Source organism: Phaeobacter sp. BS52, from assembly GCF_045040595.1.
Lineage (GTDB): Bacteria > Pseudomonadota > Alphaproteobacteria > Rhodobacterales > Rhodobacteraceae > Phaeobacter > Phaeobacter piscinae.
The window spans coordinates 24,589-44,067 of record NZ_CP090663.1 but is presented as its reverse complement, the minus strand read 5'-3'; the positions used below and the strand labels follow the sequence as shown (position 1 = coordinate 44,067).

12 protein-coding genes and 5 pseudogenes are annotated in these 19,479 nt (G+C 62.5%); 13 read left to right on the top strand and 4 right to left on the bottom strand.

Annotated elements, in window-relative coordinates:
* Positions 1-152: 152 nt before the first annotated feature.
* The 5 genes from L0Z65_RS17630 to L0Z65_RS17610 all read left to right on the top strand — a co-directional run bounded on the left by L0Z65_RS17630 (position 153) and on the right by L0Z65_RS17610 (position 5,740).
* Positions 153-1,367 carry a calcium-binding protein gene (locus L0Z65_RS17630; RefSeq protein WP_405112654.1) on the top strand — a complete coding sequence of 405 codons (1,215 nt, stop codon included), beginning with the start codon at positions 153-155 and terminating at the stop codon, positions 1,365-1,367.
* Positions 1,348-2,022 (top strand): calcium-binding protein, encoded by a 675-nt coding sequence (locus L0Z65_RS17625; protein ID WP_405112651.1) that lies wholly within the window; start codon positions 1,348-1,350, stop codon positions 2,020-2,022. Before L0Z65_RS17630 ends, L0Z65_RS17625 begins: the two co-directional genes overlap by 20 nt.
* Positions 1,958-2,425 (top strand): hypothetical protein, encoded by a 468-nt coding sequence (locus L0Z65_RS17620; protein ID WP_405112649.1) that lies wholly within the window; start codon positions 1,958-1,960, stop codon positions 2,423-2,425. Before L0Z65_RS17625 ends, L0Z65_RS17620 begins: the two co-directional genes overlap by 65 nt.
* Before the next feature lie 208 nt (positions 2,426-2,633).
* Complete coding sequence (locus L0Z65_RS17615; protein WP_096873607.1) at positions 2,634-4,415, top strand: type I secretion system permease/ATPase; 1,782 nt, start codon at positions 2,634-2,636, stop codon at positions 4,413-4,415.
* Positions 4,412-5,740 carry an HlyD family type I secretion periplasmic adaptor subunit gene (locus L0Z65_RS17610; protein WP_392341681.1) on the top strand — a complete coding sequence of 443 codons (1,329 nt, stop codon included), beginning with the start codon at positions 4,412-4,414 and terminating at the stop codon, positions 5,738-5,740. Before L0Z65_RS17615 ends, L0Z65_RS17610 begins: the two co-directional genes overlap by 4 nt.
* 323 nt (positions 5,741-6,063) lie before the next feature.
* Here the strand turns inward: L0Z65_RS17610 and L0Z65_RS17605 are convergent.
* Positions 6,064-6,970 (bottom strand): annotated as a pseudogene (locus L0Z65_RS17605) (replication initiator protein A).
* Between the two features lie 604 nt (positions 6,971-7,574).
* Between L0Z65_RS17605 and L0Z65_RS17600 the strand changes: the two are divergent.
* Both L0Z65_RS17600 and L0Z65_RS17595 read left to right on the top strand, forming a co-directional pair.
* A complete protein-coding gene (locus L0Z65_RS17600) occupies positions 7,575-8,990 on the top strand; it encodes an AAA family ATPase (RefSeq protein WP_392341679.1) in 1,416 nt (471 codons plus the stop codon).
* Between the two features lie 102 nt (positions 8,991-9,092).
* Positions 9,093-10,220, top strand: a complete 1,128-nt coding sequence (locus L0Z65_RS17595; RefSeq protein ID WP_392341742.1) for a ParB/RepB/Spo0J family partition protein — start codon at positions 9,093-9,095, stop codon at positions 10,218-10,220.
* Positions 10,221-10,306: 86 nt separating this feature from the next.
* On the opposite strand, the pseudogene L0Z65_RS17590 reads toward L0Z65_RS17595, so the two are convergent.
* Both L0Z65_RS17590 and L0Z65_RS17585 read right to left on the bottom strand, forming a co-directional pair.
* A pseudogene (locus tag L0Z65_RS17590) lies at positions 10,307-11,612 on the bottom strand (UDP-glucose dehydrogenase family protein).
* A gap of 281 nt (positions 11,613-11,893) precedes the next feature.
* A pseudogene (locus tag L0Z65_RS17585) lies at positions 11,894-12,905 on the bottom strand (NAD-dependent epimerase/dehydratase family protein).
* Positions 12,906-13,059: 154 nt separating this feature from the next.
* On the opposite strand from L0Z65_RS17585, the gene L0Z65_RS17580 reads away from it, so the two are divergent.
* Positions 13,060-13,347 carry a glycosyltransferase gene (locus L0Z65_RS17580; RefSeq protein ID WP_392341740.1) on the top strand — a complete coding sequence of 96 codons (288 nt, stop codon included), beginning with the start codon at positions 13,060-13,062 and terminating at the stop codon, positions 13,345-13,347.
* 29 nt (positions 13,348-13,376) lie between these two features.
* Entirely contained in the window at positions 13,377-14,105 is a 729-nt protein-coding gene (locus L0Z65_RS17575; RefSeq protein ID WP_405112694.1) for a glycosyltransferase, read from the top strand.
* Between the two features lie 8 nt (positions 14,106-14,113).
* Here the strand turns inward: L0Z65_RS17575 and L0Z65_RS17570 are convergent, their stop codons facing one another.
* Complete coding sequence (locus L0Z65_RS17570) at positions 14,114-14,872, bottom strand: ABC transporter permease (RefSeq protein WP_338064450.1); 759 nt, start codon at positions 14,870-14,872, stop codon at positions 14,114-14,116.
* Positions 14,873-15,139: 267 nt separating this feature from the next.
* On the opposite strand from L0Z65_RS17570, the gene L0Z65_RS17565 reads away from it, so the two are divergent.
* The 4 genes and pseudogenes from L0Z65_RS17565 (at position 15,140) to L0Z65_RS17550 (ending at position 19,479) form a co-directional block, all read left to right on the top strand.
* The gene (locus tag L0Z65_RS17565) at positions 15,140-16,570 is read left to right on the top strand and encodes a sugar transporter (protein ID WP_392341736.1); all 1,431 of its coding nucleotides are present in this window, start codon (positions 15,140-15,142) and stop codon (positions 16,568-16,570) included.
* A gap of 17 nt (positions 16,571-16,587) precedes the next feature.
* A pseudogene (locus L0Z65_RS17560) lies at positions 16,588-17,246 on the top strand (ABC transporter ATP-binding protein).
* 160 nt (positions 17,247-17,406) lie between these two features.
* Positions 17,407-18,559, top strand: a pseudogene (gene glf / locus L0Z65_RS17555) (UDP-galactopyranose mutase).
* Between the two features lie 107 nt (positions 18,560-18,666).
* Positions 18,667-19,479 carry a hypothetical protein gene (locus tag L0Z65_RS17550; protein WP_405112689.1) on the top strand — a complete coding sequence of 271 codons (813 nt, stop codon included), beginning with the start codon at positions 18,667-18,669 and terminating at the stop codon, positions 19,477-19,479.

The following is a 19,479-nucleotide window of genomic DNA, read 5'->3' as shown; positions in this document are numbered from 1 at the left end:
CCCGATTTGCGGTGCAATCACCATCAGAGACCCAAGCGGTCTTGTGTCACTGACCAGGTTCCACACCCAATTTTTCCTGGTCAGATTTCTAAAGGGGGTCGCGTCGGGGGGCGCATCAGACTTCCGGTATATTAATTAGGAGGATGTTTAAGATGGGTAGACCAGACGAAGGTTCCGACTGGGAAGTCTGTAATCCTGAATGCGAAATCGAATTCAGCGATGACAAGTTCAATCCCAATTACAACGATGGCACCACCGAGCGTGGTGGTCGCGATGGCAATGTCATCAACCTGAATGACCATGATGCCGGCGACAATGCCGCAGCCGGCGGCGGCAATGATGCTGTCTATGGCAACGCGCGCAACAACCGGCTCGAGGGTCAGTCCGGGCAGGACTATATCGAAGGCCGCGGCGGCAATGACGCCATCAGCGGCGATGGCGGCAATGACACCCTTTATGGTGGCAATGGCACCAATGCGACCCGCGACGGCGATGACTGGATCGATGGCGGCGATGGCTGCGATTACATTGACGGTGAAAACGGCAATGACTCGCTGCTCGGTGGCAAGGACCAGGACACGGTCTTTGGCGGCAATGGCGACGACCAGATCTTTGGCGATGACGGCGACGGCGACGAGACCAACGGCGACGCGGAAGATTACCTCTATGGCGATCTGGGCGACGACTGCATGGACGGCGAAGGTGGCGATGACTGCATGTGGGGTGACCGCGGCGGCCGCGCTGGCGAATCCCGTTTTGACGGGGACGACACCATGTATGGCCGTGGCGGCAATGACCGGATGAACGGTCAGGGCGGTGATGACCGTATGGCCGGTGGTCTTGGTGACGACCTGGTGATTGGTGGCTCCGGCGATGACGAGATGTTCGGTGACGAACGTCAGGCGCAGGGCGACGATCTCGACTTTGGTGCTGACAGCGGTCCGGTTGGCAAAGGCCCCAATGAAGATGGCCATGACTGCATGCTGGGTGGCTCTGGCCATGACACCATGGATGGTCAGGGTGGCCGTGACACCATGTTCGGCGAGACCGGCGACGATCTGATGCAGGGCGGCCGTGGCCGTGACCTGATGGATGGTGGCGAAGGCCGTGACGACGTCAACGGGGATGCTGGCAAGGACACGATCCGCGGCGGCAGCAACAACGACGTCCTCGAAGGTGGTGCCCAGGGTGACCTGATCTTTGGCGACCATGCCCGGGTCAAAGGCTATGATATCGATTGGGATTGCTGCGACGACGACGACAATACGGCGGTTTCTTCAGCGCACACCAGCGATGAAACCGATCTGCGCGGCGTTGACTGCCCCGATTGCTACACACCGCAGGACTATGGCGAGGTCGAGCAATGACCGCATTCGCGGTGGCTCTGGCCATGACACCATGTACGGCGAAGCCGGCAATGATGTCATCATCGGTGGCCGTGGCTTCGACCTCGGCTATGGTGGCACCGGTCGGGACCGTCTTTATGGCAACCAGGGCAATGACACGCTCTATGGCAACGAAGGCGATGACTGCGTCCACGGCAATGTCGGCAACGACGTCCTGTTCGGCAACTCCGGTAACGACACCGTCAAAGGTGGCGATGGCGATGACCTGATCTATGGCAACAACCAGGCCGATACGCTCTATGGCGATGCCGGCAATGACACGATGTATGGCGGACATGGCAATGACCTGATGCATGGTGGCACTGGCAATGACGTCATGAGCGGCGGCGACGGCGAAGACACCGTCAACGGCGATGATGGCGACGACCTGCTGATGGGTGACAATCGCGCCGATGAGCTGAACGGCGGCAATGGCGATGACGTCCTTCTGGGCGGCAACGGCAAAGACGACCTGAACGGCGACGCCAGCAACGACTGCCTCTATGGCGAAGTTGGCGATGACAACCTGGATGGTGGCCGTGGCCATGACTTCCTGGATGGCGGTGAAGGCAATGACACGCTGCATGGCGGGGCTAAGCAACTTCAACGACTACCTGAAAGGTGGCGCGGGAGATGACGATCTGACCGGTGGCAACGGCAAGGATGTCTTCATCATCGATCTGGAGTGGGATGGCAATTCCTTCAGCTCCGGCGATGGCATCGACTGCATCAATGACTTCGACATTGATGAAGACCACGATGTGCTGGCCTTCCGCGTGACCAACGTGGGTGGTGGCACCGGCACCTCAGACGGGGCTGCGTTTACCGCCCTCGATGGTGTGGCCAGCGTCATGGATGATGGCGCCGACACCACGATTTCCGTTGGTGGTGCCACCGTGGTCATCAAAGGTCTGACCAATGTCAACGGCTTCACCTCCCTGGGACAGGACGCCCTGCCCTCCGGTGGTGTTGGTATCAATGCGATCACCACAGGTGATGCTGAGCAGCTACGAAGCCATCCGCGTTGTCGCCAGCGATGACGGCTTTGATGACAGCTATGACAACATCTGGGGTCACACCATCTGAGCCATAAGGAATGATCCTCCCGGGTGGCGGCCGCCATCCGGGGGGGTCTAGCCCTGGTTCAGGACAGCGATTTGGTCCCCGGCCAAGGATTGCCACCTTGGACCAGGGCGCTGATCTGCCAGCTTCAGTAACTTCACATCGTGCAACCGGGGGGTCACGGGTATGAAGACGAAACGGGTCTTTGACGGACAACGGGGTGTCATCACCTCAATTTTTGTAGCGAGTATCTTTGTTAACCTGCTTGTCCTGACAGCGCCGCTGTACATGTTGCAATTGTTTGCCCGGGTCATGGCTTCGGGCAGCATGCCAACCTTGATTGCTTTGACCACCGGCGCGGCGATCGCGCTGGTGTTCTTTTTTCTCTTTGATGTTATTCGCCAACGCCTCGTCGCCCGCCTCGGCTCGCGGCTGGAGGCGCGGCTGAGCCCGGCGGTGCTGCAGGGCATGATCAGCGGCAACCTGCCTGCAAAGCTGCGCACGGCGGAACCGATCCGCGACATTCAGGATCTGCGCAGCTTTGTCACCAGCCCGGTGTTCATCGCGCTGCTGGATGCGCCCTGGTCGCTGCTGTTCATCGCGCTGATCTTTGTGTTCAGCCCGATCCTGGGGCTGGTCTCCGTGGCCGGGCTGCTGGTCCTGCTGGGGCTGGGGGTGATGAGTGAGCTGATGGGGCGGGCCCCGGGCAAGACCTCTGAGGAGGCCGCTCGCGAAACCAATGCCGCGGTTGAGGAAATGATGGTCAATGCCGAGATCATCCACGCCATGGGCAAGACCTCTGCCCAGATCGGCCGCTGGCGCGGACGCGCCTTTACCGCGATCCTCTTTGGCACCTTGGTCACCGACCGGGTTGCGCTGATGACCTCGCTGGCCAAGGCCGTGCGCATGGGACTGCAGATCGCGGTGCTGGGCGTGGGCGTGGTCCTGGTGATCAACAACCAGCTGACACCGGGTCTGATGATTGCCTCCTCGATCCTTCTGGGCCGGGCGGCCGCGCCGGTGGAGCAATCCATCGCCGGCTGGCGTGCCCTGCTGAAGGCGCGCAGCGCCATGGAGCGGCTGAACCTGCTGCTGGCCCATGCCGAGGACACCAGCGACCGGATGGAACTGCCCGAACCCAGCGGGCGGCTGTCGGTGGAAAATGCCACCGTGGTGCTGCCGGGGCGGCAGGATCCGCTGCTGCTGGATGTCACCCTGTCGCTGCAACCAGGCCATGCGCTGGGGCTGATCGGCCCGTCGGGGGCGGGCAAGACCACGCTGGCCCGCGCGCTGGTGGGGCTGCAGCCGCTGGTGCGGGGGCATGTGCGCATTGATGATGCCGCCCTCACCGATTGGGACCCTGAACAGATCGGGTGTCACATCGGCTTTCTGCCGCAGCAGGTGGAGCTGTTCCGCGGCACCATCGCCGAAAACATCGCCATGATGGATCCGAGCGCCAAACCCTCGGATGTGGTGGCCGCCGCCAAACTGGCGCGGGTGCATGAGCTGATCCTGGCCCTGCCCGGTGGCTATAACGCCGAGGTCGGCCCGCGCGGCAGCTTCCTCTCCGCAGGCCAGCGCCAGCGGATCGGTCTGGCACGCGCCTTCTTTGGGGAGCGCAAGCTGATCGTGCTGGATGAACCCAATGCCAATCTCGATCCTGAAGGCGAAGAGGCGCTGGCCGCCGCCATTGAGGAGGCCTGCGCCCGTGGCGCCATCGTGGTGGTGGTGACCCATCGGCTCAACCTGTTGCGCCGGGTCAGCCATGCCGCGCTGGTGCAGGAGGGGCGCATCGCCCGCTTTGGCGAGGCGCGCCAGATCATTGAGGCCGCCGCCCAGCCGATGAGCCGGACACAAAGCGATCCCAAAGTGACCAATTTGACGCCGCACCGTGAGGCCCGGACCGGGGCTGACGCCAGTGTCGCAGCCAGTGCCACAGCCAGCGCCACAGAAGGAGCCCAGTCATGAGCCGCAGCGACAGCAGAGATCTGGTGCCCCGCAGGGGCAGCGAAATTGACATGAGCCGGGGCTTTCAGGACCTGATGCCCGATGGCTTCACCCTGCCCCGCACCCCGCCCACCCGCGTGCGCCAATTGGTGATGTGGATGCTGGTCTGCGGCTTTGGCCTGTTTGGCGGTCTGGTGTTCTGGGCCACCAAAGCCGAGCTGACCAGCGCCGTGGTGGCCTCGGGGGAATTTACCGTGGCGGGCGACCGGCTCAGCGTGCAGCATCTGGAGGGCGGCATCGTCCGCGAGATCAATGTGGCCGAGGGCGACATGGTGGCCGAAGGGGAGGTGATCGCGGTGCTGGACGGGCGCCGGATGCGCGCCAGCCACGCCATTCTGACCAGCCAGATGGCCAGCCTTCTGGCCCAGCAGGCGCGGCTGCAGGCCGAACTGGCCGAGGCCGATCAGATCGAGATCCCGGCAGAGCTGGACCAGCTGATGGCCGCAGATCCGCAGCTGATCTCCCTGTTTGAGGTGCAGCGCGATGTCTTTGCCAGCAACCGCGCGCTGTATGAGGGCCAGGTGCAGATCCTGCGCGACCGGATTTCTCAGCTGGGCAAGCAGCTCGACGGGCGGCGGGCGCGGATCACCGCAATTGAGGATCAGCTGACCCTGATCAAGGGCGAGGTCGCCGATCTGCACAAGCTCTATGAAAAAGGGCTGGTGCCCAAAACCCGGCTCAGCGACCGGCAGCTGCAGGAAACCGGGCTGATGGGCACCTTTGGCGCGCTGGAAAGCGACAGCGAGAATATCCAGGTGCGCATCGCCGAAACCGAAGAACGCATCCTGCAGGTGCACCGCGATACGGTGAACCGGATTTCCAGCGAAACCCAGCTGGTGCAGGAACGCATTCTGGATCTGCGCCAGCGGCTGGATGCGGCGGAGGATGTGCTGGAGCGCCAGACCATTCGCGCACCGCACGCAGGCCGGGTGGTGGAACTCTCCATCAACACCCTGGGCCAGGTGCTGAACCCCGGCCAGAATGTGCTGGAGCTGGTGCCCTCGGGCAGCGATCTGATTGTCGAAACCCGCGTCTCTCCCACCGACATTGACGAGGTGGTGACCGGCGGGCAGGCCCGGGTGCAGCTCACCGCCTATAGTTTCCGCTCCACCCCGCCGGTGAAAGGTGAGGTGGTCATGGTGGCCGCTGACAGTATCGCCGATCTCAACAGCGGCATTCCCTATTACCGCGTTCACATCCGCATTCCGCCCGAAGAGCTGGCGGCGCTGCCCAATGTCAAAACCCTGCCCGGCATGCCCGCGCAGGCGATGATCGAGACAGGCTAAGCAGACATTGGCGGATTACCTGCTCAGCCCGGTGCTGCGCAGCATGTCGAACGCCTTGAGAGAGGGGAGTGGCTGATCAGGGATGCGCGGCCGGTAAGACGTCTGGCGTTTCATACCTGGGGGGACCTGATCATCCATCCTTTCGTCCCGCCTGGCCTCTGGCCGGGCGGGTCTTTATGTGGGCAAACACCCCCTGGTGGCGCGTTGCAAATTAGGTCCGGTTCGGACCAAATGTTTCGCGTGCGAAACATTTAGACAGAAATGCTGACCTATATCTGAGGGTATATGCGGCTCTGACAAAGGAGGCAGCCGCCCGCCCTGCCCTATTCTGCCGCGCGTTTTCTGACCCAGCCAAGGAAGGCCGCATCCGGGCGCCGCAGCCGTGGCGCGCCAGAGCGCACCCACATCGTGCGCCAGTCGGCCTCCAGCGCATAGACATCCACGCCGGGGATCAGGCTGCGGGCCTGCTCCAGCGTGCGCGCGCTCAGCACCGGCGGGCGCTGGCTGTTGTCCAGCACCGCATGTTTCTGGGAAAACCGGATCAGATCCCCCGGCAGCTCCTCCATCGCGTAATCCGGCAAGGGCTGGGCCGCAATCATGTCGCGCAGCATCTTGCGAAACACCCGGCGCGGCGAGGCCGAGCCGGATTTCTTCAACAGCACCTCCACCGAGATCTGCCAGCTGTCCTGCCGCCCGCAATGTTTGCGCGCCAGCTCATAGATGCGCCGCTCCAGCGGTTTCCTGAGCCGGAAGTAATCGCGGCTGAGGGTCAGCACCGATTTCGACAGCACCGCGCGGTAGATCCATTCGCTGAGCGTCACCACCACATTGACCATCCGCCCGCCGCGCGCCTTGCGTACGATCTCCCAGCTCTCGATCAGGCCAAAGCCACTGGTGACCTCCTGCCCGCCGGTGACGATATTGGTGGTGATGCGGGTGCTTAGCCAGCCGCTCAAACGCTTCGCGCAGGCGGCGGTAGGCATCGCCCGAGGTTTCCCGGTTGGTCGCCACCAGCAGATCATGCGCCGTGAGATGCAGCGTGCGGCTGACCTGTCGGCCCGCGTTCACCGCCGCCATCAGCTGGCTGATGCAGAAGATCAGAATGTCCTTGTCGTGGATCGTCGCCAGCCCTTTGACCGAAGGCACCACGGTGATCTCGGCGCCATTGTGCTCATAATTCAGAATGCGCCGGTCCGGCCGTGTGCCAAGCGAGAACAGCGGGTGTTCCATCGAGGCGAGATCGTTTTTCGGGATCGCATCAAAGATATCGCAGAGGAAAAAATCCCCGCCCTGCGCCCCGCCGCCTGCGGTCATCTGGCCTGAAATCTGGCCTGCCATGTCACTGTCCTGTCTGCTCTGCCGCCCCCCGTCTGTGCGGGCCTTATGGCCTCTTTCGGGGTGACTCGCGTCTTCGTGGTTTTGATTACGCCCACCCTAAAGTTATCCACACCAGTTCTCAACGGGGGTTCAGAGTCACTGCTTCGGGGGATCAGAGTCAGTCTATCGGGGTTTCAGAATCGCAACGGCCTGAAAAAAGTCCCGCATCGCCAATGAAAAAAGGGCTTTGCGCCGATGGGTGTTGCGCCTTAACTTATATATAACTCAATAATAACAGGTAGAAAAAATCGACACGGGGAAAATCGCCCCCGGAAGCGCCCCAGAGTCACCCGATTTTGACGCCGCAACCCCCGGATTTGCTTAGAAAATTCAAAAGAGATGCGCATATATCTTTCATGTGCGCTGTTTTCTGCTATCATCCGCAAAAGGCCGCACATCAGGGGTGCCCTTCGGGGGCAGTCCGGATGGAAGGGGCGCAGGCAGAGGCATGAGAGCAATGGCACGAGAGACCCAGAAGAAAGACCCAAGCCGCGGCGCGGCCGGGCTGCCCCCCTATTTCAACATCGATCCCGACAGCGCGCTCAGCGATCTGGATGCGCCCACCAGCACCGGTGGCTTTGCCGATATCGCCGAGGCCTGCGCCCGGGGCCGGGCGGATCTCTCCAGCCGGGGCATGAACGAAGAGGGGCGCAAAGCGCTGCGCCTGTTCTCCACCTGGGAAATCACCCGCTATCTGATCCCGGTTGCCCAGGCCCATTTCCGCCGGGTGCTGAAGGCCAACCCCGAACTGCCGCAGGGGCGCTCTGAAACCGAGGGCGGCGCCAAGTGGTTCACCCTCGACGAGGTGCTGCGGCTGCGGGCGCATTTCGCCGCACAAGGCTCCAAGGCCAAGGATTACACCCCCTACCGCCCCGAAGGACTGCCCGCCAAAATGGTCGCTGTGGCCAACTTCAAAGGCGGCGTGGGCAAGACGTCCACGGCGGCCCATCTGGCAATGTCAGCCGCGCTGGATGGCTACAAGGTGCTGGTGATCGATCTCGATAGCCAGGGGTCGATGACCTCGATCTTTGGCGGCCGCGTGGAGGATGAATGGCAAACCGCCTTCCCGCTTTTGGCGCGCCATTACGGCGATCATCTGCGGCTGGAAAACCAGCGCCGTCTGGATCGCGGCGATGCGCCCCAGCCGCTGGACGACAGCCTGTCGGCCGCGATGGAGATGACGGCGGCCGATGTGATCCAGCCCACCCATTGGCCCAATATCGATCTCATCGGCGCGCAGCTGAACCTCTACTGGGCGGAATTCCAGATCCCGGTCTGGCGCATGGCGGCGCGCTCCTGGAAGCTCTGGGATGCGCTGACCGAACGGCTGGAGGCCGACGGGGTCTTGGACCAATATGACGTGATCTTCATCGACACGCCGCCGGCCCTTGGCTACCTGACCATCAACGGGCTGTCGGCGGCGGATATCCTTTTGGTGCCGATGGGCGCATCCTTTCTGGAGTTCGACAGTACGGGGCGGTTTTTCGATATGCTGCATTCCACCTTCGCCTCCATCGAGGAGGGCGAGAACCTGGCCGCGCGCGCGCTGGGGCGGCCGGAGATTGCCTTTGAATGGGATGCGGTGCGCACGGTGATCACCCGCTATGACAGCGCCCAGCAGGGGGAGCTGGCAGCCCTGATGCAGGCCTATCTGGGCCCCACCCTGTCGCCGCACCGGCAGGATTACACCGCGCTGATCGGTCAGGCCGGCGAGCAGGTCAATGGCATCTACGAGGCCGATTACCGCGATTTCAACCGCGAAACCTATGCGCGGGGGCGCGAGACCTTCGATGCCACCTATGCGGCCTTCAAGCGGCTCCTGCTGGCGGTCTGGCGCCGGGATGAGTTGCAGATGCAGCGCGCGGCGCAGTAACGGGCTAAAAACACACCGCGCCTCATACTGTGTATCCGGCGGCCCCCAAGGGCAGACAGGACCGCAGAGATCAGACCAGGCGCGACAAAAAAGGACAGGCAGATGGCAAAACGCAAACGGCTTTCCCCGGCACAGCCGACCTATCTCAGCACCGCGCCGGAGAGCAAATCCGCCCTCGGCGGTCCCGGTTCGCTGTCAGCGCCCCCGATTGCGCAGGTCGCCTCCGAAGCCGCCACAGAGGGCGCGCTGCAGGAGCTGACAGCGGTGCTGGAGACCGCCCGCGCCAAGGGGCTGATGATCGAGGAGATCGCGCTTGAGGCCATTGATGAGACCCATCTGGTGCGCGACCGGCTGGAACAGGACGAAGAGGAAATGGGGGCGCTGGTGGGATCCCTGCGCGCCCGTGGCCAGCAGACCCCGATCGAGGTGGTCGAGCTGGGCCAGACCGCAGATGGCAAGACCCATGGGCTGATTTCCGGCTGGCGCCGTCTGCGGGCGATGCGCAGGCTGCATGCCGAGAGCAATGATTCCGCCTTTGCCACCATCAAGGCGCTGGTGATCCAGCCCGATGGCGCTGAGGGCGCTTATGTGGCGATGGTTGAGGAAAACGAAATCCGGGTGAACCTCTCCCACTATGAACGGGCCCGCATTGCGGTGCGGGCGCTGCGCGAAGGGGTCTACAGCAGCCAGAAATATGCGCTGCAATCGCTGTTTGCCAATGCCACCCGCGCCAAACGCTCCAAGATCGGCAGCTTTGTCACCCTGGTTGAGGCGCTGGATGAGGATCTGCTGTTTCCCACGGCGATCCGCGAGAAACTTGGGCTGGGGCTGGCGCGCGCCTTTGCGCATACGCCCGGCTTTGCCGATGAGGTGGTCGCGGCCCTGCGTGCCACCGCCCGCCCCACGGCAGAGGCGGAACAGGAGGTGCTGAGCCAGCTGCTGGCGGCTTATGAGGGGACGGAGATTCCGGTTTCCGCTGGGGATCAAGCGGCCTCTGCCGCCCCGACGCCTGAGCGGGTGCCGGCTCCTGCGGAGCAGCCTGCCCTGACGCCCCGGGTGCGCAGCCTGGATCCGGCGGATCGTATTGGCGCGGATGAGCGGGTGACCATAGAGGCCGCTGCGGGCGTGCGGCTGGGGTTCACCCCCGGTCAGCAGCGGATCGAACTCACCGGCACGGCAGTGGATACGACACTGATGGAAGATCTGAAGGCCTGGCTGCGCCGCCGCTGAACGGAGCCTGACAAGAGCATGCAAAAAGACCCTGATACAGGCGTATCAGGGTCTTTTTCGTTTCCGGGGGAGAGGCCTCGGCGGGCTTATCGGCCCACCCCGACATAGGTTTCAAACCCGGCGCGTTTGGCGGCTTTGGCGGTGTAGATATTGCGCAGATCCACCATCCGGGGCTGCGCCATCTTGCGCGCCAGCGCCTTCAGGTCGAGGGCGCGGAATTCATTCCATTCCGTCAGCAGCACCACCAGATCCGCATTGCGCGCGGCCTTATAGGGATCTTCTTCCCATTTGACACCGGGCAGCAGATCGCGGCCTTCGGCCTCGCCCTGCGGGTCGACCACCCGCACCTTGGCGCCGCCTCCAATGAGGGCCGGCACGATGGTGAGGCTGGGCGCTTCGCGCATGTCATCGGTATTGGGTTTGAAGGTGACGCCCAGCACCGCGATGGTCTTGCCGTTGAAATTGCCGTCACAGGCGTCGCGCAGCTTCTCCAGCATCCGCGCCTTGACCTCCTGATTGACCCGCATCACGGTTTCGGTGATCTGCATCGGATAGGCATGGTCCTGACCAATGCGGGCCAGCGCGGCGGTGTCCTTGGGAAAACACGACCCGCCATAGCCAGGACCGGCATGCAGGAACTTATTGCCGATGCGCCCGTCCAGCCCGATGCCACGGGCGACTTCCTTGACGTCGGATCCCACCCGCTCACAGAGACCGGCGATTTCATTCATGAAGGTGATCTTGGTCGCCAGAAACGCATTGGCGGCATATTTGATCATCTCGGCGCTTTCGAGATCGGTGGTGAGGATCGGGAAATCGCGCAGATATAATGGCCGGTAGATCTCGGCCATGACCTCGGCGGCGCGGTCGTTCTGCACGCCCACAACCACCCGGTCGGGGCGCATGAAATCATCAATCGCCGCCCCTTCGCGCAGGAACTCCGGGTTGGAGGCCACATCAAACTCCGCCGCCGGATTGGATTTGGCGATCACCTGTTTCACCTGCCGGTTGGTGCCGAGGGGGACGGTGGATTTGGTGACCACCACGGTATAGCCCTGCAGGGCGGCGGCAATTTCCTCGCTGGCGGCCATCACATAGGTGAGATCGGCATGACCATCGCCGCGCCGCGTCGGCGTGCCAACGGCGATGAACACGGCCTCGGCCTCGGCGACAGCAGCGGCCAGATCATCGGTAAAGGAGAGCTAGCCAGCCGCCACATTGCGGGCCATCAGATCCTCCAGCCCCGGCTCATAAATCGGCACCTCGTCGAGCTTGCAGCCGGGCGATCTTGGCGGCGTCCTTGTCGACGCAGACCACGTCATGGCCAAAGTCGGAAAAACAGACGCCGGAGACCAATCCGACATATCCGGTGCCAATCATTGCAATGCGCATGGGGGTCCTTTGCTGTTGCCTCATGGCCCTCGCTTGGGGGAGGGCTTTGGATATCAGACATATACGGGCGCGCGGGGGGCGGGAACCGGAATTTTGGGCCGCTGACGGGGGTGGGCAAAATAGGTCCGGTTCGGACCAAATGTTTCGCACGCGAAACATTTGGTCAACTGTGCTGACCTAATATTGAGGGGTGTCTTGATCCCGATTTCTATGAAATCGGGAGGCCTGCGGCGCGAGTATTTAGGGAAAGGTGACAGGTCAGCGGCGCCTGTCGCCCCGGATCAGCCTTCCGCGTCGTTGTAATACGCCCGGTACCAGGCGACAAACCGCGCGACACCCTCTGCGACGCTGACTTGCGGTTCATAGCCGGTGAGCTGGCTTAGCAAGCTGGTGTCGGCCCAGGTGGCGGGCACGTCCCCGGCCTGCATCTCCATCAGGTTTTTCTCGGCCGGGAGTCCCAGCGCGGTTTCCAGCGCCGCGATATACTCCATCAGCGGTGTTGGCCTGGAGGCGCCGATATTGACCACCCGGAACGGTGCGACAGGGCTGAGATTGTCCTGTTCCGAGACCGGCTGATCCCCTGGCACCGCGTCGATCAGCCCGGTGATGCCGGTCACCAGATCGTCGATATAGGTGAAATCCCGGCTCATGCGGCCGTGGTTATAGACGTCGATTGGCTGACCGGCCTGCATCGCCTTGGTGAATTTGAACAGCGCCATATCCGGTCGGCCCCAGGGGCCATAGACGGTGAAAAACCGGAACATCGTGGTCGGCAGCCCATAGAGATGGGCATAGGAATGGGCCATCGTCTCGCCCGCCTTTTTGGTGGCGGCGTAAAAGGACATCTGATGATCCGCCTGCTGGCGCTCATCAAAGGGCATCTGGGTGTTGGCGCCATAGGCCGAGGAGGTGGAGGCGATCAGCATATGTGCGGGCGGATGGGCGCGGGCGGCCTCCAGAAGCTCAAAGGTGCCGATCAGATTGGCCTCAAGATAATCGCGCGGCGCATCGATGGAATGGCGCACCCCGGCCTGGGCGGCGAGATGGATCACCGCATCCGGTTTATGGGTGGCAAACAGCCCCATCAGGCGGTCGGGATCTTCCAGCTTGCCAATGATTGGCATGAAGCCGGGGTGTTCCGCCAGCCGTGCGTGGCGGCACTCCTTCAGGCGGACATCATAATAGGGCGAGAGGCAATCCAGCCCAATGACACGCCAGCCTGCGGTCAGCAGCCGGTCTGCCAGGTGATAGCCGATAAAGCTAAGCCGATCCGGTGATAAGAGCGGTTTTCATGCCCCTTAGGTGGCGGCTTGGGCGCGGGGTGTCAATGCGTCCTGCGGCGCAGGAAAGCGACCTGTAACCGGCAGGTGAATTGACAGCACGGTCTATTTATGAGCTTTGCGCTCTGAACCAAAATACCCCGCCGCCCGCAGGAGCCGCTGTCGCTGTGAATGAAACCCTGATCCCCGAGCCTGCGCTTCAGGCTGATATGCAGGCCAATATGCAGCAGGCTGGCGCCGGACGTCTGGTGGCGGTGGTGGTCACTTATAACCGGCTTGCGAAACTCAAGGTGACATTGGCGCGTCTGTTGGACAGTCCCGCGCAGGAGCTGGCGTCGCTGGTGGTGGTGGACAATGCCTCCAACGATGGGACCGGTGACTGGCTGGCTAAGCTGGGCGGCGGATCATCCGCGTGTCGATGTGGTGACCAGTGCCACCAATCAGGGCGGGGCTAAGCGGTTTTGCCTTGGGAATGCAGCGCGCGATGGAGGCCCATACACCAGACTGGCTGGTGGTGATGGATGATGATGGCCGCCCGGAACCCGGTGGGCTGGCGGCGTTTCATGCCATGGGGCAGAGCGGCGCGCTGGCCCATTGGGACGCGGTGGCGGCGGCGGTCTATTTCCCAAGCGGCGAGATCTGCGAGATGAACCGCCCCTCGCGCAACCCGTTCTGGAGCCTGTCGCATTTCCTGTCCACCGCCCGCAAGGGGCGGGATGGGTTCCATATTCCGCGCCGCGCCTATGACGGCGGGCTGAGCGCGATTGATGTGACGTCTTTTGTGGGGTTCTTCATCTCAGCAGAGGCGGTGCGGCGGGTGGGCTATCCGGATCCAAAGCTGTTCATCTACGGCGATGATGCGCTTTATACGCTGGGGCTGAGTGCGGCGGGCGGGCGCATCTGCTTTGCCGCCGATGTGCGGTTTGAGCATGATTTCTCCACCTTCACCGGGGGCGACAGCGGTCAGCGGTTCCGGCCGTTGTGGAAGGTCTATTACCATCACCGCAATCTGCTGCTGCTGTACCGGCAGGCGGCGGGCTGGCTGTTCTGGCCGGTGCTGTTGCTGATCCTGCCCAAGTGGGTTCTGAAAGTGCGCCACCATCCCGGTGTGCGCCGGGCCTATCTACGGCTCACCTGGCTGGCGGTGCGGGACGGGCTGTTGCGCCGACTGGGGCGCAGCCACGCCGACGTGCTGGCAGAGGCCCGCGAATAAAGCGCAGATCAGCGGTTCAGGATCACCCGGTGATAGCGGCGCATCAGGATCAGACCGAGGGCGGTCAGCGCCAGGCCGATCAGCAGCACATAAGAATGGCTGACGTAATCGGCATTATAGGTGGGGTAGAACCCGGTGCGCATCAGCCCGGTGATATGCAGCAGCGGATTATACCACAGCACGTCCTGCGCCACCGGCGGCAGATCCTCGTAGATATAGATCACGCCGGAGGCCAGAAACAGCGGTCGGGTGATGATCGACCAGGCCACATCCCACAAGGGAAACAGCCCCATCAGCACCGCATTGATGCAGCCCACGCCCAGTCCCAGCACCATGGCGAGGGTGATGGCTTCGACCAGCGGCGGCAGGTCGATGGCGGTGCGGCTGTCGATCACCGCAAGGATGCCGGTGATCAGCAGGGTGGTGATGACAATCCCGGTCAGGCTGTTCAGCACAAAGCGCGCCAGGATCGCATCCAGCCAGGTGACCGCGGGGTAGCGCAGCAAGGGGCGGGAATAGGCCAGCGCCCGCGCAACGGTGCCGGAGAGAGTCTGATACAGGTTAAATGGCAGAAATCCTGTGGCGTAGAACAACAGGAAACTGGTGCCGAGCGAGGGCGTGCGGATCACCAGCGAAAACCCCAGTGACAGGAACAGGATCGCGGCGAGTGGTTCCAGAATGCCCCAGAGGTAGCCGCCGGGGGTGCGCCCGTAGCGGGTCGACATCTCGCGCAGCACCAGTGCCGCCACGGTGCGCAATGTCGCCATGCTGCGGCGGTGGCGCTGGTGCGGATTGGCGGCGGGGCTGGTGGGAATCTGCGCTCGGCGTCTGAGCGGATATCTGTGTCGTACCCTGTGTCTTTGGCGGGCTTAACGGGCGGGGCTGAGCCGGGGGCGCAGAAGAAGACAGGCTGGCCATGAACACCCCATGAATACCCATTGTGAAACGCGGATCGCGAACGGTATTATGAGAGAAACAAAAGACAATGACAAACGGCTTGGGGCAGGGTGCTTTTGGGCCAGGACAGGTTGATCATGACACAGACGCCCCCGTCGGCCCTGACCGGACGCCCCGCTTCAGATGAGGCGACATCAGAGGAGGCGGCTGCGGCAGAGACCGCAGCAAGCACAGCAACCGGTACACCCGCGGCCTCTTCTGCTGCCACTGCATCGGACAGCGCCCCGGATGCGGCAGAGGCCGCCGCCCCCGCCCAGCGGGTGCCGGATCCTGTCAAACAGCTGAAACGGGTGCGCCGCAAGGCGCGCAAGGCGGAAGCCGCCGTGGCCGAGCTGGAGGCGCGCATTGCCGAGGCCGAGCAACGCCCGGCCTATCCGTTGGCGCGGCCCGCCAGTATGAAAAAACGCCACTGGGGGCTGGTGATCAGTTTTGTGGCGCTGGTGCTGGCGCCGCTTCTGGCGGTGATGATCTACCTCTGGACCTTTGCCGAGGATCAATATGCCTCCACCGCCGGCTTTACCGTGCGCAGCCAGGAAAGCAGCGGCGCCAATGATCTGCTTGGCGGTCTGGCGCAGTTTGCAGGCACCAGCAGCGCCTCGGACAGTGATATTCTCTATGAATTCATCCAGAGCCAAGAAATGGTGGCCGCGGTCGATGCGGCGGTGGATCTGCAGGGGCATTACAGTGCGCTCTGGCCGCGGGACTGGGCTTTTGCGCTCTGGCCGGAGGCCTCGCTGGAGGATCTGACCTGGTACTGGCAGCGCATTGTCGGCATCTCCTTTGACAGCGGCTCGGGGCTGATCGAGGTGCAGGCGCTGGCCTTTGATGCGGCGACCGCGCAGGCCATCACGCAGGCCATCGTGGCGGAGAGCCAGACCCGGATCAATGCGCTGAACGAACAGGCGCGCGCCGATGCGATGCGCTATGCCCGCGCCGATCTGGACGAGGCGCTGGAGCGGCTGAAGGAAGCCCGTCAGTCGCTGACCCAATTCCGCACCCGCACCCGGATTGTCGATCCCGAGGCGGATATCCAAGGCCGCATGGGGGTGATGAACAATCTCCAGCAGCAACTGGCCGAGGCGCTGATTGAGCAGGATCTGTTGCTGGCCTCCGTCAGCCCATCAGATCCCCGGATCAAGAAAGCACAGCAGCATATCGACGTCATTCGTGACCGTATCAATATCGAACGGCAGACCTTTACCTCCAACAACACCGACACCGGGGGCGTCGGGGAGGATTACCCGTCGCTGATTTCCGAGTTTGAACGGCTGACGGTGGACCGCGAATATGCCGAGGAAAGCTATCGTGCGGCGCTGACGGCGCTGGAGGTGGCGCGCGATGATGCCGCCCGTCAGAGCCGCTATCTGGCGACCTATATCAACCCCACCCGTGCCACCGAGGCGGAATATCCCCGCCGCGCGGTGCTGGCCGCCCTGGCCGGGCTGTTCCTGCTGCTGACCTGGTCGATCTTGACGCTGATCTACTATTCGATCCGCGATCGCAGTTAAGTCGAGGGGGCAGGGCGGTGATCCGGTTTGAAAATCTGACCAAGAGCTTCTGGCTCAAGGGCGAGCGGCGGGTTGTCATCGACAATCTGAACCTGACCTTGCCGACGGGGCGGTCGCTGGCGCTTCTGGGGCGCAATGGCGCGGGCAAATCCACCCTGCTGCAGCTGGTGGCGGGCACCATGCGCCCCGATCATGGTGAGATCATCTCCGACGGGTCGATCTCCTGGCCGGTGGGGCTGGCGGCGTCGTTTCACGGCGATCTGAGCGGCGCGGAAAACGTCCGCTTCATCGCGCGGATTTACGGCGTGGATACCGATGATCTGGTGGGGTTTGTGGAAGATTTTGCCGAATTGGGCAAATTCTACCACATGCCGATGCGCAGCTATTCTTCCGGCATGCGGGCGCGGCTGACATTCGGCGCCTCCATGGGGATCAAGTTTGACACCTATCTGGTGGATGAGGTGACGGCGGTGGGCGATGCCGCCTTCAAGCGCAAGAGCCGCGATATCTTCACCGACCGGATGCGCCATTCCAGCGCCATTCTGGTCAATCATTCGATGCGCCAGCTGCGCCAGTTCTGCAATGCTTAGCCTGGTGCTGGACAATGGCTAAGCTGCGCTATTTCAGCGATCTGGATGAGGCCATTGCCGAGCATCACCGCCTGATGGCGGTCTGACGGGGGCTGAGATGTCCGGGAGGTGTTCCCGTAGTGCCCTGATATAAAAGCAAAATGCAGGTCTTTGTCGGCACTGAAACCGATCCTTGTATGCTTTTGGATTGTTTGACAAAAAGGGCAGGGGACGCAAACAGGACGGGGTGCCGGGGTGAATATACTGATGGTGGGCGCAGGGCTTTCGGGCGCTGTGATCGGACGGCATCTGGCCGAAGCAGGTCACAAGATCACGGTGCTGGACAGCCGCGACCATATCGGCGGCAATTGCCATACCGCGCGCGATGCGGAGACCGGCGTCATGGTGCATGTCTACGGGCCGCATATTTTCCACACGGATGACGCGGAAGTCTGGGACTATGTGAACGGGTTTGAGACCTTCCTGCCCTATAAAAACCGGGTAAAGACCACCAGCCTGGACCCCGAAGGACGGCGCGGGGTGTTCTCGCTGCCGGTGAACCTGCACACCATCAACCAGTTCTTTGGCAAGACCCTGCGCCCCGAAGCGGCGCATGAGTTCATCACCCAAGAGCAGGCCGACACCTCCATCACCGATCCGCAGACCTTTGAAGAGCAGGCGCTGCGCTTTGTGGGCCGCGATCTTTATGAGGCGTTTTTCAAGGGCTACACCATCAAGCAATGGGGCGTGGCGCCAAGCGCGCTGCTTAGCCTCGATCCTGAAACGGCTGCCGGTGCGGTTCAACTACGACGACAATTACTTCTTCCATAAATATCAGGGCATGCCGGAGAACGGCTATACCGCGATGATTGAAAAAATCCTCGATCATCCGGGCATAACGGTCAAGTTAGAGACTGTTTTTGACCAATCGCAGGCGGCAGATTACGATCATGTGTTCTACTCCGGACCGTTGGATGGGTATTTCGACTACCAGCTGGGGCGGCTGGGGTACCGGACGCTGGATTTCGAACGCTTCACCCATCAGGGCGATTACCAGGGCTGCGCGGTGATGAACTACGGCGAGGAATCCGTGCCTTACACCCGCATCACCGAACACAAGCATTTCGCCCCCTGGGAAAGCCATGACGGGTCGGTCTGCTACCGTGAGTTTTCCCGCGCCGCAGAGCCGGAGGATATCCCCTATTACCCGATCCGCCAGGTCGAGGAGAAAGCGCTGCTGGGAGAGTATGTGGCGCTGGCCGAACAGGCCGAAGGCGTCACCTTTGTGGGGCGTCTGGGCACCTATCGCTATCTCGATATGGATGTGACCATCCGCGAGGCGCTGGACACCGCGCGCGGCTTTCTGGCGGCGGCGGAGGCAGGCAACCGGGCGCCTGCGTTTTTCGTGGCGCCGCTCTGAGCGGATCGGCGGGCTGTGGCAGGTGGCTTGGTCTGGACCCGTACCGGATGTTAGAGTAGGGCTTGGGCGCCGGAAAATAAGGCTGATGAAGTAACGAGATGGAGCCGATGAGCGACAAGACCGGAGCCAGACCCAAGACGCTTGTGATTCACATCGGCGACCACAAGACCGGGACCACCACCATCCAGAACGCGCTGGCTGTGGGGAGCATTCAGCTGCATGACGCCAAGCTGCTCTACCCGGCCAAGATGAACCACAATTATCTGACCGGGTTTATCACCAGCTATCGCAAGGGCACGCCCCTGCCCAAACATCTGGAGGATCGCGACGGTCTGACAGAGGTGGCCGCTCAGATCGCGGCCTCGGATGCGGATTATGCGGTGCTGTCTGCCGAGGCGTTTGAGAATATCCCGGCACCGGAATTTCACGATCTGGTCGAGACCTTCTTTCGCGGCTGCGCCGATCGCATCCATATCGTGGCCTATGTGCGCCCCCATGCGCAGCGGATCCTGTCGAGCTATGCCGAGCAGATCAAGATCGGCTGGTACCGGGGCAGCATGCAGGAGTTCTTTGACCACAATCTGCAAAACGGCCGCTTTCACTACGCGCCACGTTTTGCCCAGTGGCGCCAGCTGTTCGGCGAGGATTTCACCCTGCGCCCGATGATCCGCAAGGAGCTGAAAAACGGCTCGGTGCTGGATGATTTTGCCGAGGTGGCCTTTGACGGGCGGCCCTGCACGGTGGAGGAATTCGAGCCGGAAAACCAGGCCATGACCGTGCGCGAGCTGGCGTTGATGTATTTCCTGCAAGGTCAGTTTCAGGAACAGGACCCTGGCTGCGCCATACGCTGGGCTGGGAGCTGTCGCGCCAGCTGGACCGCTCGCGCGGCGACAGCGAGGCCAAGGTGCGCAAACTGGTGA

Bases quoted from the DNA above. Each gene is read 5' to 3' on its own strand.
- L0Z65_RS17630 (WP_405112654.1), top strand. From the start codon at position 153: ATGGGTAGACCAGACGAAGGTTCCGACTGGGAAGTCTGTAATCCTGAA.
- L0Z65_RS17625 (WP_405112651.1), top strand. From the start codon at position 1,348: ATGGCGAGGTCGAGCAATGACCGCATTCGCGGTGGCTCTGGCCATGAC.
- L0Z65_RS17620 (WP_405112649.1), top strand. From the start codon at position 1,958: ATGACACGCTGCATGGCGGGGCTAAGCAACTTCAACGACTACCTGAAA.
- L0Z65_RS17615 (WP_096873607.1), top strand. From the start codon at position 2,634: ATGAAGACGAAACGGGTCTTTGACGGACAACGGGGTGTCATCACCTCA.
- L0Z65_RS17610 (WP_392341681.1), top strand. From the start codon at position 4,412: ATGAGCCGCAGCGACAGCAGAGATCTGGTGCCCCGCAGGGGCAGCGAA.
- L0Z65_RS17600 (WP_392341679.1), top strand. From the start codon at position 7,575: ATGGCACGAGAGACCCAGAAGAAAGACCCAAGCCGCGGCGCGGCCGGG.
- L0Z65_RS17595 (WP_392341742.1), top strand. From the start codon at position 9,093: ATGGCAAAACGCAAACGGCTTTCCCCGGCACAGCCGACCTATCTCAGC.
- L0Z65_RS17575 (WP_405112694.1), top strand. From the start codon at position 13,377: ATGGAGGCCCATACACCAGACTGGCTGGTGGTGATGGATGATGATGGC.
- L0Z65_RS17570 (WP_338064450.1), bottom strand. From the start codon at position 14,872: ATGGCGACATTGCGCACCGTGGCGGCACTGGTGCTGCGCGAGATGTCG.
- L0Z65_RS17565 (WP_392341736.1), top strand. From the start codon at position 15,140: ATGACACAGACGCCCCCGTCGGCCCTGACCGGACGCCCCGCTTCAGAT.
- L0Z65_RS17550 (WP_405112689.1), top strand. From the start codon at position 18,667: ATGAGCGACAAGACCGGAGCCAGACCCAAGACGCTTGTGATTCACATC.